The sequence below is a fragment of the Nocardiopsis listeri NBRC 13360 genome (assembly GCF_001570765.1).
GTDB lineage: Bacteria > Actinomycetota > Actinomycetes > Streptosporangiales > Streptosporangiaceae > Nocardiopsis > Nocardiopsis listeri.
On record NZ_BCSH01000048.1, the window covers coordinates 25,112 to 41,372 of the forward strand.

A 16,261-nucleotide genomic window follows, 5' to 3' on the forward strand; every position below is an offset into this window, starting at 1 on the left:
GGCCGACCCACACCCGTCACCGCGCGGCGGACCGCCCACCCACCCAGGCCTCCGGTCTGCGCGGGCCACCGCGCACCGTACCCGGAGAGGCCCATGGCAAGCCAGGACACCACCACGCAGCCGGCCGGCACCACGACCCCCCGACGACTCGGTCAGGCGCCCGCCCCCGAGTCGCTCGACCCGGCCGAACGCATGAGCGTCGACGAGCTCCGCGCTTTGCAGCTCGATCGTCTGCGCTGGACCCTGGAGCACGCCTACATCAACGTGCCCCTGTACAAGCGCAAGTTCGACGAGGCGGGCGTCCGCCCCGAGGACCTCAGGACGTTGGAGGACCTCGCCCTCTTCCCCCACACCACCAAGGCCGACCTGCGCGACAACTACCCCTTCGGCATGTTCGCCGTGCCCCAGGACCGGATCAGCCGCGTCCACGCCTCCAGCGGCACCACCGGCAAACCCACCGTGGTCGGCTACACGCGCGAGGACATCGACACCTGGGCCGAGGTCGTGGCCCGCTCCATCCGCGCCGCCGGTGGGCGCCCCGAGCACAAGGTGCACGTCTCCTACGGCTATGGCCTGTTCACCGGCGGCCTGGGCGCCCACTACGGCGCCGAGAGGCTCGGTTGCACCGTCATCCCCGCCTCCGGCGGCCAGACCGCCAAGCAGGTCCAGCTCATCCAGGACTTCCGCCCCGAGATCATCATGATCACCCCCAGCTATATGTTGACGCTGTTGGACGAGTTCGAGAATCAGGGAATCGACCCGCGTTCCACCTCTCTCGAGATCGGTGTCTTCGGCGCCGAACCCTGGACCGAGAAGATGCGCCGCGAGATCGAGGACCGTTTCGACATCAACGCAGTGGACATCTACGGCCTGTCCGAGGTCATGGGCCCGGGCGTGGCCAACGAGTGCGTGGAGACCAAGGACGGCCTGCACGTATGGGAGGACCACTTCTACCCCGAGGTCTTGGACCCCATCACCCAGGAAGTCCTGCCCGACGGCGAGAACGGCGAACTGGTCTTCACCTCGCTGACCAAACAGGCCATGCCGATCATCCGCTACCGCACCCGTGATCTGACCACCCTGCGCCCGGGCACCGCCCGCCCCATGCGCCGCATGGACAAGGTCACCGGCCGCAGCGACGACATGATCATCCTGCGCGGGGTCAACGTCTTCCCCACCCAGATCGAGGAGATCGTGCTGGGTCTGGACGGTCTGGCTCCGCACTTCCAGCTCGTGCTCACCAAGGAGGGCCGTCTGGACCGCATGGCCGTGCGCGTGGAGGCGGCGCCCGACTGCACCTTTGACCGCCGAGTGGTCCTGTGCCGCGAGATCACCGCCACCATCAAGGACAAGGTCGGTGTCAGCGTCACCGTGGACGTCGTCGATCCCGAGCGGATCGAACGCTCGGTGGGCAAGTTCCGCCGCATCATCGACCAGCGCCCCCAGGGCTGAGCCCCTCTCCCCCTGGGTCCCCGAGCACGCCATCGCCCCTAGCGGGTCAGGCCCTCGCCCTCCACCAGGGGCATCGCGCGCCCACCCACGTGAACGTACTCGCGCCCCGAGTCCAGGGCGTAGAAGGTGACGGGGACCCAGGTGTGCTGCCCCTCGGGGCGAAACAGGTAAGCGCCTTCCCGCAGCGGTGCCAACGCATGCTCCTTGGGCGGCTCGGGTTCGACCCCGGTCAGCTCGCCCAGATCGATCACGCGCAGCACCAGCCGTTCGCCACGGCCCCGCACCTCCAAACGCTGTGCGGCGTTGCGGTAGGCCCCCGACAACGGCAGGTCCTCGGCCTCCCCCACCGGGCCGGGTTCGACCACGGGAGTGGGCGCCGGACGGATCCGCACCCGCGCCACCTCCTCGAACACCTCCCCGTACAGCTCCTGGTACAGGTCACGGGCCTGGCCGCCGTTGGTCAGCAACGTCACCGCCATGCCGGCCTCCGGGAACAGGCGCAGGAACGCCGACTGTCCGATGGTGTTGCCGTCGTGCCCCACCAACCGGTGCCCGTCCCAGCCGTAGCGGATCCAACCCAGGCCCCAGGAGTCGCCCAGGGTCTCGGGGTCGGGCAGGTCCACCGAGCGCCGCGTCATGATCTCCGCGGTTTCCGGCGCCAGCACCCGTTCGCCCCCTGCCGTGCGGCCACCGCGCAGGTGCATCGCGGCGAAGGTCGAAACGTCCCCGGCGTTGGCGTGCACCAACCCCGCGGGCCCCATCGAACGGGTGATGCCCCACACCGGGACCGGCACCGCGCCGGTCGGCCCCACCACGTGCCCCACCGCGGCTCCGTGCAGCACCGCCTCCTCGGGCAGGGTCCCGGCCCGGGTCAACCCCAACGGGGAGTACAGACGCTCCCGCATCGCCTCGTCCCACACCGACCCGGTGAGCTCCTCGATGATCCGACCCAACAGCGGGAACCCGGCGTTGCAGTAGGAGAAGGTGGCGCCCAACGGGTGGATCGGCGCGGACTCGCGCAACCCCTCCACGTACCGTCGCAGGACGTCGTCACCGCGGCCGGTGTCGGTGAACGTGTCGCCATCGATACCGCTGGTGTGGTTCAGCAGGTGACGCACGGTGATCCGCGCGGCGTGCTCGGGGTCTGCCAGAGCGAACTCGGGCAGCACCTCGACCACCGGGGTGTCCAAGGAGAGCAGCCCCTCGTCGACCAGGCCCAGGACGACGGTGGCCGTCCACACCTTGGTGACCGACCCGATCTGGAACACCGAACCGGTGTCGACGGCGTGCCCCGTACCTACGTTGAGCACACCGTGCGCGACCTCGACCACCTCGTCGTCACCATCGGCGCCCAAGCGCAGGATGCCGAGTTGGGCGCCGGGCACCCCGTGCCGTTGGGCCAGGACCGCCAGTCGTTCCCGCCAGTGGTCGATGTCGATGGGTCGGTGCGTGTGCGTGCTCAAACCGCTCCTCTGTCACGTCGTCGAGGGCTCCGGTGGCCCGCCGCAAGGCTAGAACCCGCCGCCCCGCCCGACAAGGGTCCGGGCTCGCACCATCGACCGGGGCCAAGTTGTGCATCTGCCCATCCACGGGCTCCGGATCCAGGGTGAATCGTCATTGAGCCCGAGGTCACACACCCTGCAACCTGGAGGGAAGCCCGAACACACCCCGTCTGGAGCCCTGTCCGCATGCTCGACCTCAAGCTCATCCACGCGCGTGTGCGCACCCTCGACGACACCCACCCCCACGCCACCACCGTGGGCATCGTCGGCGGCCGCGTCCTCGGCCTCGACGACGACGTCGCCGAGCTGCCCGCCCGCACCGAGGTCGACTGCCAAGGCGCCACCCTCGTCCCCGGGTTCTCCGACGCCCACAACCACATGGCCTGGTTCGGCCAGTCCCTGGGCGAACTCCCCCTGGAGAACGCCGCGACCCTGGACGAGCTCTACGACGCCGTCGCCGCCAAGGCCACCACCCTGGGCGAGGACGACTGGATCGTCGGCTCCGGCTACGACGACACCGTGCTCGGCGCCCACCCCGATCGCCACGCCCTGGACCGGGCCGCGCAGGGACGTCCCGTCTGGCTCAAGCACCGCTCCGGCCACATGTGCACCGTCAACAGCGCCGTCCTGCGCCTGGCCGGCGCCGAGAACGCACCCGACCCCGAGGGCGGCGTCATCGTCCGCGACGCCCACGGCACCGCCACCGGACTACTCCAAGAACGTGCGCAGGAGCTGGTCACCACCCTGGTGATGCCCTACCCCGTCGACGAACTCGCCGACGCCCTGGGCCGGGCCTCCCGCGTCTACGCGGCCGAGGGCCTCACCCACGTCGTCGAGGCCGGCATCGGCCACGGACTCGTCGGCCGCTCCCCCGTGGAGGCCGCCGCCTACCAACGCGCCCTCGATCTGGGGATCCTGCTGCCCCGTGTGGAGCTCATGGTCGCCGCCGACAACCTCCACCCCCTGGCCGCCCACCCCGACGACGCCGTCACCACCGGCATCGACCTGGGTCTGCGCACCGGCTTCGGCGACGACCGGTTGCGCCTGGGACCCATGAAGATCTGGCTGGACGGCTCCCTCATCGGCCGCACCGCCGCCGTCACCGAACCCCTGTGCGGACACGGCCACGGCGTCTACCAGAACCCGCCCGAACAGATGCGCGACCTGGTCGTGGCCGCCCACGGCTCCGGCTGGCGGGTGGCCGCCCACGCCATCGGCGACGACGCCATCGACCTGGCCCTGGACGCCTTCGAGGAGGCCCAACGCCGTCACCCACGCCCCGACGTACGTCACCGCGTCGAGCACGCCGGGATCGTGCGCCCCGACCAGCTCCCCCGCATGGCCGCGCTGGGTGTGGTCCCCGTGCCCCAACCCCGTTTCCTGCACAGCGTCGGCGACGCCATGGCCACCTCTTTGGGCCCGGACCGGGTCCCCTGGCTCTACCGCCATCGCTCCTTCCTCGACCACGGCATCCGCGTCCCGGGCAGCTCCGACCGCCCCGTCGCCCCCGGCGCCCCGCTCCTGGGCATGGAATCGATGGTCGAACGCACCACCTCCGGAGGCGCCGTCCTGGCCCCCGACGAACGCGTCACCCCCGAACAGGCCCTGCGCGCCTACACCCTGGACGCCGCCTGGGCGAGCCACGACGAAGGCCGTCGTGGCAGCCTCACCCCCGGCAAACTCGCCGACCTGGTCATGTTGGACCGCGACCCGGTCGAGACCGCGGACCAGGGCATCGGCTCGATCGACGTCCTCGCGACCCTGGTCGACGGCCACCCCGTCCACGGCGCCGACATCATCGGCCCGCCCGACCCTCACACCGCGAACCACGGCCACTGACGGTCGCACGACCCCGTACTTCGAACGACCGCGCCCCGTCCCGGGCGCGGACCTTCCGATTGGAGAGAAACCCACCCATGCGTGACCTCGATTCAGGGGCCGCCCAGGAACCGGAGCCGAACGGCTCGGCGGTGGTCAAGGAACGCGAAGCGGGCAAGATCGCCTTCGCCGCCTTCGTCGGCACCGCCCTGGAGTGGTACGACTACTTCCTCTTCGGCACCGCCGCCGCCCTGGTCTTCAACCGTCTGTACTTCACGACGTTGAACGCGACCGCGGCCACCCTGGCGGCCTTCGCCACCTTCGGCGTCGGCTTCGTCGCCCGCCCCCTGGGCGCCGTCCTGTTCGGCTGGATGGGCGACCGCATCGGCCGCAAACCCGCCCTGTTGCTCACGGTCGTGGCCATCGGCACGGCCACCGGACTCATCGGCGTGCTGCCCGACTACGCCTCCATCGGCATCGCCGCGCCCCTGTTGTTGGCCCTGCTCCGGCTGATCCAGGGTGTCGCGGTGGGCGGCGAATGGGGCGGCGCGGTCACCATCGCCGTCGAACACGCCCCGCCCGAGAAGCGCGGACGCTACGCCGCCCTGCCACAGATCGGCTCCCCGGTGGGCACCCTGCTCTCCTCCGGTGCCTTCGCCCTGGTCCTGATGATGCCACCCGAACAGTTCGACTCCTGGGGCTGGCGGCTTCCCTTCCTGGCCGCCTTCCCCCTGCTGCTGATCGCCGTCTACATCCGCCGCAAGGTGGAAGAGTCCCCCGTCTTCGAGGAGATGGAACAGCAGCAGGAACGCTCCAAGGTTCCAGCCCTGGACGTTTTCCGCCAGGCCTGGGGCCGTCTACTGATCGCCATCGCCTCGGCCATGCTCGGTGTGGGCGGCTTCTACGTGATGACCACCTTCGCGATCAGCTACGGCACCGACACGCTCGGGCTGCCGCGTCAGCTCATGGTCAACGCCACCCTGATCGCCGCCCTCGCCCAGATCGCCGTCATCCTCGTCTTCGGCCGCCTGGCCGAACGGATGGGCCCGGGCCGGGTGACCATGTGGGGCGGCCTGGCCACCGCGATCATCGCCTTTCCGGTGTTCTGGCTGATCGACACACGCTCCCCCGTCCTGGTCGTGCTGGCGGTGGCCGTCGGGGTGGCCGTGTTGTCCATCGCCTACGCGGTCTCCGGAGCCCTGCTCACCGAACTGTTCCCCGCCCGACTGCGCTACAGCGGGGTGGCCCTGGCCTACAACCTCGCCGGGGCGCTCAGCGGATTCCTGCCCTTCATCGCCACCGCGTTGCTGAACAACGCGGACGGTGGTTCCTGGGTGGCGGCCCTGCTGTTGGCCGGCATCGCCCTGGTGACCGCGTTCGGCGGGTTGTACGGCGAACGGCTGCGCGTCCGCGACGAGGTCGTGGTGCGCTGACCCCGACCGCACACGCGTGGGCCCCGACCGGAAACGCTCCGGCCGGGGCCCACCTGCTCTCAGTTCGACGCCGCGGGGTCGTAGGTACCCGTGGAGGTCAGCCCACCCGCGCCCAGACGACGCACCACCTCGGTCAGCATCGCCGTCCCGGCCACCAGGTCGACGTCCTCGGTGTACTCGCCCTCATTGTGGGAGACCCCCTCCACCGACGGCACGAAGAGCATCACCGTGGGCACCCGCGCCTTCATGTTGATCGAGTCGTGCCCGGCCACCGTCCTGACCTCGCGATGACTCAACCCCAGACGACGCGCGCCCTCCCTGGCCAGCTCCACCCCCTCGGGTTGGTAGGGGTCGATCCCCCAGGCGTGGGACAACTCCAGCTCCACCGACACCGACGCCGTCTCCTCCACCGTCGCGACCCGCTCGCGCAGCAGCCGGTCGGCCTCGGCCAGCACCCCCTCGTCCTCCGAGCGCAGGTCCAGCAGCAACTCGGCGCGCGAGGCCACCACCACCGGCGAGTTCGGATACACGTCCATGCTGCCCACGGCCGTGTGCAGCGCGCCGGGGAAACGGTCGGCCAGCTCACGGGCGGCCACCACCAGCATCGAGGCGCCCAACAACGCGTCCCGACGGTCGCCCATCACAGCCGCGCCCGAGTGCGCCTGATCCCCACGCACCACGATCCGATACTTACGAGCCGCCCAGCAGGCCGCCACCAGCCCGATCGTGGTCCCGGAGTCCTCCAACACCCTTCCCTGCTCGACGTGGATCTCGGCGCAGAACGCCGCCTCGGGGCCGTCGTCCTCGCCGAGGAGACCGGTGTCGGCCAGGGCCTCGGCCACCGAAACCCCGGCCCGGTCCCGCACCGCCAACGCCGTCTCCAACGACATCCTGCCGGTGTACACGGCACTGCCCATCATGGACGGGGCGAACCGGGAACCCTCCTCGTTGAACCAGTTGACCACCGCCAGGTTGTAGACCGGGTCCACTCCCTGGGCCGCGTCGTCACGGGCCGCGCGGGCCACGGCGTGCACCGCGGCCAGGACACCGTAGGCCCCATCGAAGCGTCCAGCCGTGGGCTGGGAGTCCATGTGGGATCCGACCACCACGTAGGGCGCGCCCGGAACTCGTTCCACCAATCCGAACTGGTTGCCCACACGGTCGTGGACCACCCGCATCCCGTGTCCGGTCAGCAGCTCCGACAGCCACCGGCGCTGGGCGATGTCGGGTTCGGTGGCCGCCTGCCGGTCCACCCCGCCCGAAGGGGTGGCCCCGAAGGCGCTCATGGCCTCGAAGTCCGCCAGAAAACGGGTGTCGTCGCTGTTCAAGGGGTGAACCTCCCGGGTGAGACGTTACGCGCCCCGAACTCGTGCGCGGGGCTCCGTCCATCCTGGGCACACCCGCCGGTCCTGCTCAATCGTCATCCACCCACGTTTTCCCCGCGGTGCTGTGCACATGACCATCCATGACGTGGCAGCATCGTCTTCGCACGTCGGACAGGAGGAGACACCGTGACACAGGCACCGGGACCACGTTCCTGGCCCGGCACACTCGAACTCCTGGCCCGGGACCGTGATCGACTGGTGGAGGACTTCCTCCAACGTCTGCGAGCCCTGGGCCACTACGACGACGAACTCATACCCGCCGACGACCTGCGCCAGACCGCCAGGGACACCTTCGACCTGCTCACCCGGCGAATCTCCGGCCTACCGGTCTCCGCCCACCTGGGCGACCTGGCCACACGTCTGGGCGTGCGCAGGGCCCGTCAGGGCGTGGCCCGCGACGACCTCCTGGAAGCGGTGCGTCTGGACTTTCGGGTGTTGTGGGCCGGGTTGGTTCGCGCCGGCGGCGTCGACTCCGCGCCCACCCTGGTCCTGCACGTGGAGGAGATCCTGGAGACGGTCGAACAGTTCATCAGCGACGTGCAGGCCGCGTTCCTGGAGGAGCGAGCCGTCCTGGAACGCGACTCCCGCGCGGCGGCGGCCCAGGCCTTCGCCCGGCTGTTGAGCGCCGGAGAGCGCACCCCCGAAGTGGCCGAGGAGGTCGCCTCGGTTTTGGGACTGCCTCCGCACGGTGTTCTCGAAGTGACCTTCGTGGCCATTCCACCGGAAGGCGACCGCCCCGTCGACACCCGCGCGCTCTCCCGCGCCGGTTGTTTGACCTGGGAGTTCAACGACGGTGTGGCCTTGGTACGCGACCCGGGACGCACGCGCTCGCCCGCGCTGCCGGAGGAGCCGGCCGGCGCCCGCGTCCGCGACGTCCGGGGCCTGGCGGAGGTGCCCTCGGCCATCGAGGCCGCCCGTGTCCTGGCGCGCTACGCCCGTCCCGGGCAGGCCCCGGTGAGTCCCGAGGACGTGTGGCCCGCTCTGGCACGCGACCGCGTGGAGGCCTTGGTCCCGGGCTTCGGCCGACGTGCGGTGGAACGTCTGGAGGCGTTGGAACCCGAGGTCCGCGTCCGGTTACTGGAAACGCTTTCCCACTACACGGGCACCGGATCGGTCAAGGCCACGGCCGCGGCCCTGTACTGCCACCGCAACACGGTCGTCAACCGGCTCCAGCACTTCCGCGAGGTGAGCGGCCTGGACCCGACCGTCCCGGCCCAGGCCGCCCTGGCCTTGGTGCTGTTCGCCGATCGCGCCCCCGCCCGGCAGGGACGGGCGGGAGGCTAGTTCTTGCGGGCCACACCGCCGTACTCGGCGACCGGCCTGGTGTCCCCCACCTCGGTGGGGTCCGGGCGCCACAGGGAGCAGGACACCACGCCCGGCTCCAACAGTTCCAGACCATCGAAGAGCGACTCGATGCCCGCCGCCGTCCGGATGGTCAGCTTGGGGGTGCCCCGCTCGTTCCAGGCCTCGGCCACCTGGTGGGCCCTCTCCTGGTCGATGTCGTCGGTGGGATGGGAGACCACCAGGAAGCTGCCGGGCGCCAGGACCTCGATCAGCCGGTCCAGGATGGAACGTACCTCGGCGTCGTCACCGATGAAGTTGACCACGCCCAGCAGCATCAGGGCCACCGGACGCGACAGGTCCAGGGTCCGCGAGGCCGCTTCGAGGATCGCCTCGGGGTCGCGCAGGTCGGCGTCGACGTAGTCGGTGGCCCCTTGCTCGGAACCGACCAGCAGGGCACGGGCGTGCGCGAGCACCAGCGGATCGTTGTCCGCGTACACCACCCGCGTTTCGGGGGCCTCGGCCTGGGCCACCTCGTGGGTGTTGTTGTGGGTGGGCAGTCCGGTGCCGATGTCCAGGAACTGCCGGATGCCCTCTTCTCGGACCAGGTGGGTGACGGTGCGCACCAGGAAGGCACGGTCGGCGATGGCATTGTCGACGATCTCGGGGAAGAAGGAGCGGATCTGTTCGCCCATCTCCTGGTCGACCGGGTAGTTGTCCTTGCCACCCAGCCAGTAGTTCCAGATACGGGCGTTGTGCGGGATGGAGTTGTCGATCTTCGCTTCGGGGATCTCGGGGGGCACGGTCCTGCTCTTTCCACTGCGGTGCCCGGCGGACGCCGGACGGGGTACGGCACCAGTAAACGGATCTCGCACCCGCCGCACAAGTACCAAAACCCCTTCTACGTCGGCAAAACGGATGTTTCAGGCGAGTCGTGACAGTTGGTGGTCGACCGCCGCCACGGCCTCCTCCGAGGAAACACAATCGGTGAGCGGACCCGACCCCAGACCGTTGACCACCGCCACCAGTGGACGCCTCTCCAGCCGCACCTTCGGGTCGGGGCGCGAACGCCCCTCGGCCACCGCCGACCGCGCCATCCTGGAGTTCGTCACGGGCGCGGAAAACCGTTCGTGACCGTACCCGGCCGAACGGTAGATTGCGGTGACACCACGACCCACCGAACCTGGAGGCCCGGGTGAAGCACTCCGACGAGGAGCACGCTCGCATCGCCGGACAAGGCACCGTGCTGCGCTGCCAGGTCGGCTCCCGCGTCCACGGCCTCGACCTGCCCGGCTCCGCCGACCGCGACGAGATGGGCATCTGTCTCGAACCGCCCGAGTACGTCATCGGTCTGCGCTCCTTCGACCAGTACATCTACCGCAGCGGCGCCGAACACACCCGCTCCGGCCACGACGACCTGGACCTGACCGTCTACTCCCTGCGCAAGTGGACGCGCCTGGCCCTGGACGGCAACCCCACCGTGCTATTGCCGCTGTTCGTCCCCGAGTCCGAGATCGTCACCGTCACCGACGCCGGCCACGACCTGCGCGCCAACGCCCACCGGTTCGTGTCCCGCAGGGCTGGAGAGCGCTTTCTCGGTTACCTGCGCGCCCAACGCGACCGAATGGAGGGTGTTCGCGGCGGCAAGCACACCAACCGCCCCGAACTCGTAGAACGGCACGGTTTCGACACCAAGTACGCCTACCACATGGTCCGGCTCGGCCTTCAGGGCGTGGAACTCCTCACCACCGGTCGCATCACCCTGCCCACCCCCGACCCCGACCGCTCGTGGCTGCTCGCCCTGCGTCGCGGCGAGCACACCCGGTCCCAGGCCCTGGAACGCACCGGCGACCTGGAGGAACGGCTCACCGCCCTGTGCCGCTCCTCGTCCCTGCCCGAGTCACCCGACACGCGATGGGCCGACCGGTGGCTCTCCGACACCTACCGACACCATTGGGAGCAGGGCCACGCTGGTCAGGGCCGCACCCCGAGTGGCCCCGCCGCGACGGCGAGATAGGGTGAACCACCGAAGAGATACATGCCGCGCCCGAAACTCCGGGTGACCCGGCGTGCCGGTGCCGGGGACACGGCCCCCGGCGCCCGGAGGACGACAAGTGAAGGAAACACCATGGTCGGAACCATCGGATTCGTACTCATGATCATCAGCCTGTCGATGATGATCATCTCCGGTCTCCTCGCGGCCGTCATGAAGACCCGATAGCACCGCGTCGGCGGGTGCGCTCCGATCGCACCCGCCGTCTCGCGCGCTAGCTCGGGTTCTCCACCGGCTCCAGGGTCAGCCGCGCCATCTCCCGGTCGTCCGCGTCGGTGATCACCACCTCGTCGCCGACGATCTCATAGAGGGTCTGCCCGGATTCGGCCACGTAGCCCTCTTCGGTCCGTTCCGCGGGCACGACCATCGCCTCACCCTCATCGTCGAGGAACTCCCCGAAGTAGAACAGCTCCCCCACGCTGTTCGAGCACAGCATGATCCGGTGGCGTTCGGTCTCATACGCCGCTTCCAACGCGCCCGGCCCCTCCCCCGGCACCACTTCCGAGACCCGGTCGGGGCAGAACTCCTCGACGGCGGGTTCCCCCGGTACCCCGGCCGTGTCGTCTCCGGCCAGGTTCGCCGGCACCCACACCAGGATCAGCACCACCGCACCGACCACCACCGCTGCCAGAGCACGCACCGTCCCTTGTGGCCACCGCGGCAGGCCCCGCTTCGACCGTCGACGGTGGGGTTCGGCCACCGGCTCCGTTTCGGCGTCGTCCTCGTCCGCCTTCGTGGCCTGCCCGCCCGAGCGAGACCCCGCTGGGACGAACATCGAACCAGATTCTGCGGGTCGCGGCGGTCGCCTCACCCGGAGCGGTGACGCCTCCTCGGGTGACAAGGCCGTGCTCTCGGCCGGTGCCGACAGGTCGCCCTCGCCGAAGTCCTCACGCGTACCCACGGCGCGCACCGTGTCGCACACCATGCAGGTGTGCTTGGACGATTCGTTGCGGGCGGCGCACATGCCACACCGCCAGAGTCCCACCACCATGCGTACGCGCCCCTCCACCACGTGGCGGCCCGACCGTCGTTTCGGGCGCCGGATCAGAGGACATGCAACACCCGCGGGTACGCACGCACAAGGGGAAGGGCCACACGGTCCGCACTTGACACCCGTATCGGGCCATGAGGCCGGTCCGGGACATCCGTCCACTACGCCCCGAACCGACCTCTTCGCGCGAGGACCGCGCGGGAACAGCCTACGGAACCCGATACGAGGATGAACGCTGACTCCCGAATCCGCACCTTTATGACGTAGATTGTCCGATTCGTTCTGGTTCTCGCATTGGTAGGTTGACGCCGACTCGTCGAGCACGAAAGCAGACCATGTCCCCCTCTGCCGACGCCTCTGGATCCCCCGACGAACAATCCACGGACAACGCCACCACTCGCTCCCTCTCCGCCCTGACCAGGGGTATCGCCGCCAAGACGTTCCCGCTGTACCTGTCGATGGTCGCCGGTGTCATCGGCACCCTGGTCACCGCCGCCGTCCTGGGCCACACCGGCACCACGTCACTGGCCGCCTACGCGATGACCGTCGCCGTGTTCAACCCTGCCGTCATGGTCGTCCAAGGCGCGCTACGCGGCTCCATGCCCTTCGTCTCCCAGAGCGGTGACGATCCCGGCGAGCTCGAATCCACCTTCCGCGACGCGATGTGGCTGGCCCTGTGCGCCGGCGTCCTGGGCGGCCTGGCGGTAGCCGCCGTCCCCGCCCTGGCCACGCTCATCGGCGCGCCCGAGGCGACCCTCGCCGCCTTCGGCCCCTTCCCCTACCTCATGGCACTCACACTGGTGGTCGTCTCGTTCCAGACCTCGGCCACCACGTTGCTGATCGCCCTGGGACGTTCCAAGGAGGCCATGTGGACGGGCCTGGTCAACACCGGCTCCTCGCTCGTGCTCATCCCGTCGCTCGTCCTGGGCCCGGGACCGCTGCCCGCCCTGGGCATGACCGGTGCGGGCGTGGCGATGTTCGTCAACGCCACCGCGGCCCTGGCCACCGCCCACCTGCTGTCGCGCCACCACACCGCCTTGAACGGGCGCCGTGTCGGCCTGGGTCGGCCCGTCTGGAGCACCGTGTGGCGCATGGCCCTGGTCGGGCTCCCCATGGGTTCCACCATGCTCATCAAGTTCGGTGTGCTGGGCGTACTGGCGATGTCCGCGGCGACCGCCGGCGTGGCCGACGCCGCCGCCCACCAGATCATGATCACCCTGGCCACGTTCGTGTTCCTGCCGGCCACGGCCGTGGGTCAGGCGACCGTGCCGTTCATGGCCCGAGCCTCCGCCGACGTCGACCGACACGGCTACCGAGAGGTGCGCCGTTCCCTGTTGGCCGGGGCCTGCCTGGCCCTGCCGGTGGTGGCGGCCAGTGCGCTGCTGGTCTTCCTGGTGGCACACCCGGTGCTGGGCCTGTTCACCCCGGACCCGCGGGTGCAGGCGTTGGTGATCGCCCTGCTGCCGGTGTTGTTCGTCGTGGTGGTGGCCGACGGGGCGCAGGCCCTGCCCGGCATGGGCCTGCTCGCCATCAAGCGCACCACCCCGACGCTGTACACGTTCGCGGTCTGCTTCGGGTCGTTGGCCCTGATCGCCTTCCCCGTCGCCGCCGCCGGCGGACTGACCTGGCTCTGGACCGCCTACGCGGTGGCTTCCCTGGGCCTTGTCCTGGGACAGGCTGGAAGCTTCCTCAGGTTCACCGTGACGCGTCCTTGACCACCGGACGGACTCGACCCGGTCCGGCGGTCTTCCCACGGCCGGGCACGAGATCGTGTGATCCGTGCGCTCCTGGACACCTGTGCGGGCGCACAAGCCACGGATAAGGGCTTTCGCGCCCGCCACACGGGCGCTAGTGTGCGAGCAGACCCCACCACGGGTCGTCACGGTGCGTAGCTCAGCAGTAGAGCGCCCGGCTCTAGCCCGGGAGGGCGCGGGGGCGGAACCCGCCGCACCGGCATGGAACACCGACCTCCCGTCCACGTCGGCCCGACCTACCCCGCGAGCCGGCTCGCCAAGGCACTGAGCACCGCCGCCTCTCACGACGACCCGGACGTACGCCGGGCCGCCGAGCGGCGTGCCGCGTCCTGGTTGCGTGTCCTGGGCGGCATGAGCGATGGCACCCTGACCGTCGGAGCGCGCACCCCGGTGCGGGACCTGCCCGCATGGGTCACCCCCGAGGTAGTGCACGGTGGGTTCGCCACCGGTGCGGCCGCCGCCGGTGGTCCGCTACGCCCGCACGAACTCGAACTCATCGAGCGGCACGGTCTCAGGACCGACCGCGGCTCTCTCTACTCCCACCACCTGACCGAGCCCGGGCTGGCCCACCTGGGCGCGCTGCTCGACAGCGGCGGCTACGAACTCGACCAGCCCGAACAGGCCGCTCTGCTCACCGTGGTGTGGCTGCTACGGGCCGGGGACACCGCCGCCGCCCTGCGGCTGCTGAGCGCCCTGGACCCCTTCGCCGCGTCGCTGTGCCTGACCCCGCGCCCGGCCCCGGCCGTGAACCTGCCCGAGGGATCGGTCTTCCGCTGGTCGGTGGCGCAGGTGCGCACCGGGTTGGAGAGGGTCGCCCGTGAGCCCGCCCCTCGCCCGACCGCCCAGCGCGAGGCGCTGCGCGTGTGGAACCCCTTCGCCGACCGGCTCCTGGCGCACTGGTGGGAGACGACCGAGGACGAAGTGGTCGACTCGCGCCGCCCCGAGGGTTGGAAGGCGCACGGCGCCGACCTACTGGCGGAGTACGAACGACTGGCCACCGAGCACACCCTGTGCTCCAAACACCGTGATCCCGAGGAGAACCTGGGGATCCTGCTCGCCGCGCTGGGCGAGGCACTCTCCGAGGAAGGGCTGAGCACACGCCGACGCGGACTGCTCCGGCACGCGGTGGAGTCCATGGTGGCCAAGCGGGGCGTACCCGGTTCCGCCGAGCACACCGCCCTGCGCGCCGCTCAGGCCGTGCAGGCGGCGCCGCCCACCCACGACGTGTTCGCGACCATGTTGTTGGCTCGGTTGTCCGCCTTCGCCGCCAACTCCGGGCTGACCGACCCCGATGTGGTCCTGACACCGGTCTCCTCCTTGGAGGAGGAAGAGTTCGGCATCCCCGAGACCACGGCGATCCCGGCACCCCTGCGAGAGCGGGTGGAGCGAGCGATCATCGCCCCCTTGGACACCCTGGTGGAACGCGGGCTGATCCCTTCCGCCGAGGTGCTGGCCTCGCTGGTACCCACGTTGGCCGCCACCGCGGAGGCCGCCGCGATCGAGGACCCGACCCTGAACCGTCTGGTGGCCGTACACCATCGCGCGTTCGCCGCGCGGCGTTCCCTGTTGCTGCTGAACCTGTCCTCCCAGGTGCGGCGGGAGGAACTGCCCTGGGTTCGGGAGGCGGCTCCCCACCACGCCACGGACTCCCTGCGCCGGTCCGCGGCCCGAACCCTCATCACCCGTCTGGGCGAAACGACGTTGACCCGTTTTCCCGGGACCATCACACCCAATCCGTTGGTGCGCGAACTCAACGGGCTGGCCGGCACCGCCGACTCACCGGTGCGGTTCGTGGAGGAGTTGGCCGCCGACATCTTCATGCGCGACTTCTCCGCCAAGTTCGTGCGGGCCGCCAAGATGGCCGTGGACCTGTTGGGTGAGGGTCTGTACGCCCGCTACTACGGGATCGACACCGCCCGTGTCCTCGCCTTGGACGACGAACACGACCCGGCCGGATTCGCCGCCCTGTGCGTCGAACGTGCCGGCGACCCCGACTGGTCGGTGCCCGGCAACGGCATGATCATCGAGCAGGCCCAGATCCTGACCACGCACAACCTGGCGGCCTTGGCCCTGTCCGGCGCACGCCCCGCCGATGGGTGGGCCGAGGCGGCACGCCGGGCGCACCTGCACACGGTGCGGCTGGTCGAGACCCTGCCGAGGGTCTTCGACGTCCTGGCTCACGTGAAGAACGCCGCGTTCTCCTGGCGACAGACGGTGTTCCTTTTGTCCCGTTGCTCACCCGAGGAGCAACTGGCGGGCGTGGAGTGGATGCGGCACCTGTCCGAACGGCAGCCGTCCCACGTACGCGAACGTCTGGCCCCGGTGGTGGCCGGGCTGCACGCGGCGGTGGCGGGACGGCCCCCCGAATCGAACGGTGGCACGGTGTTCCTGGGGTGGACGACCCGGCCGCACTGGATGTCGACGATCGCTTCAGAGACGCTACGCTCCCCCAAGGGCGCGGTTTGAACCGACAAAGCCGACGAGTGGCCGGATCCGGCCATCCACACGCGAGCGTGCACGTGCACCTACACCGCCGGTGATAACACTGGAGTACGCAGTCGCCCACCTCGGACCGTGAGGTCGGCTCCCGCC

General features: G+C 70.2%; 12 protein-coding genes. 7 read left to right on the forward strand and 5 right to left on the reverse strand.

Annotation, left to right across the window (positions count from 1 at the left end; genetic code table 11):
• The first annotated feature begins 93 nt into the window (after nucleotides 1–93).
• A complete protein-coding gene (gene paaK / locus NLI01S_RS15860; protein ID WP_067605139.1) occupies nucleotides 94–1,452 on the forward strand; it encodes a phenylacetate--CoA ligase PaaK in 1,359 nt (452 codons plus the stop codon).
• A gap of 38 nt (nucleotides 1,453–1,490) precedes the next feature.
• On the opposite strand, the gene NLI01S_RS15865 is transcribed toward paaK, so the two are convergent.
• Entirely contained in the window at nucleotides 1,491–2,915 is a 1,425-nt protein-coding gene (locus tag NLI01S_RS15865) for a serine hydrolase domain-containing protein (RefSeq protein WP_067605141.1), read from the reverse strand.
• 225 nt (nucleotides 2,916–3,140) lie between these two features.
• Between NLI01S_RS15865 and NLI01S_RS15870 the strand changes: the two genes are divergently transcribed.
• Together NLI01S_RS15870 and NLI01S_RS15875 are read left to right on the forward strand one after the other, a co-directional pair.
• Nucleotides 3,141–4,793: an amidohydrolase gene (locus tag NLI01S_RS15870; protein WP_067605143.1), complete on the forward strand. Its 1,653-nt coding sequence runs from the start codon at nucleotides 3,141–3,143 to the stop codon at nucleotides 4,791–4,793.
• A gap of 77 nt (nucleotides 4,794–4,870) precedes the next feature.
• The gene (locus NLI01S_RS15875; RefSeq protein ID WP_067605145.1) at nucleotides 4,871–6,205 is read left to right on the forward strand and encodes an MFS transporter; all 1,335 of its coding nucleotides are present in this window, start codon (nucleotides 4,871–4,873) and stop codon (nucleotides 6,203–6,205) included.
• Between the two features lie 59 nt (nucleotides 6,206–6,264).
• On the opposite strand, the gene NLI01S_RS15880 is transcribed toward NLI01S_RS15875, so the two are convergent.
• On the reverse strand, nucleotides 6,265–7,533 hold the full coding sequence (locus NLI01S_RS15880; protein WP_067605147.1) for a M20 family metallo-hydrolase: 1,269 nt from the start codon (nucleotides 7,531–7,533) through the stop codon (nucleotides 6,265–6,267).
• 183 nt (nucleotides 7,534–7,716) lie between these two features.
• On the opposite strand from NLI01S_RS15880, the gene NLI01S_RS15885 reads away from it, so the two are divergent.
• Nucleotides 7,717–8,874: a helix-turn-helix domain-containing protein gene (locus NLI01S_RS15885; RefSeq protein ID WP_067605153.1), complete on the forward strand. Its 1,158-nt coding sequence runs from the start codon at nucleotides 7,717–7,719 to the stop codon at nucleotides 8,872–8,874.
• On the opposite strand, the gene NLI01S_RS15890 is transcribed toward NLI01S_RS15885, so the two are convergent.
• Nucleotides 8,871–9,674, reverse strand: a complete 804-nt coding sequence (locus tag NLI01S_RS15890) for an SAM-dependent methyltransferase (protein WP_067605155.1) — start codon at nucleotides 9,672–9,674, stop codon at nucleotides 8,871–8,873. The two genes, NLI01S_RS15885 and NLI01S_RS15890, sit on opposite strands and share 4 nt — an antisense overlap.
• Before the next feature lie 120 nt (nucleotides 9,675–9,794).
• The gene (locus NLI01S_RS25765; protein WP_157091045.1) at nucleotides 9,795–9,983 is read right to left on the reverse strand and encodes a hypothetical protein; all 189 of its coding nucleotides are present in this window, start codon (nucleotides 9,981–9,983) and stop codon (nucleotides 9,795–9,797) included.
• A gap of 83 nt (nucleotides 9,984–10,066) precedes the next feature.
• Here NLI01S_RS25765 and NLI01S_RS15895 point away from each other — a divergent pair, with 83 nt between their 5' ends.
• On the forward strand, nucleotides 10,067–10,888 hold the full coding sequence (locus NLI01S_RS15895) for a nucleotidyltransferase domain-containing protein (RefSeq protein WP_067605157.1): 822 nt from the start codon (nucleotides 10,067–10,069) through the stop codon (nucleotides 10,886–10,888).
• Between the two features lie 250 nt (nucleotides 10,889–11,138).
• Here NLI01S_RS15895 and NLI01S_RS15900 read toward each other — a convergent pair whose 3' ends face one another.
• Nucleotides 11,139–11,915 (reverse strand): hypothetical protein, encoded by a 777-nt coding sequence (locus NLI01S_RS15900; protein ID WP_067605159.1) that lies wholly within the window; start codon nucleotides 11,913–11,915, stop codon nucleotides 11,139–11,141.
• 335 nt (nucleotides 11,916–12,250) lie between these two features.
• Between NLI01S_RS15900 and NLI01S_RS15905 the strand changes: the two genes are divergently transcribed.
• A complete protein-coding gene (locus NLI01S_RS15905) occupies nucleotides 12,251–13,630 on the forward strand; it encodes an MATE family efflux transporter (protein ID WP_067605161.1) in 1,380 nt (459 codons plus the stop codon).
• Nucleotides 13,631–13,870: 240 nt separating this feature from the next.
• Complete coding sequence (locus NLI01S_RS15910) at nucleotides 13,871–16,135, forward strand: transcriptional regulator (protein ID WP_067605163.1); 2,265 nt, start codon at nucleotides 13,871–13,873, stop codon at nucleotides 16,133–16,135.
• The last annotated feature ends 126 nt before the right edge of the window (nucleotides 16,136–16,261 follow it).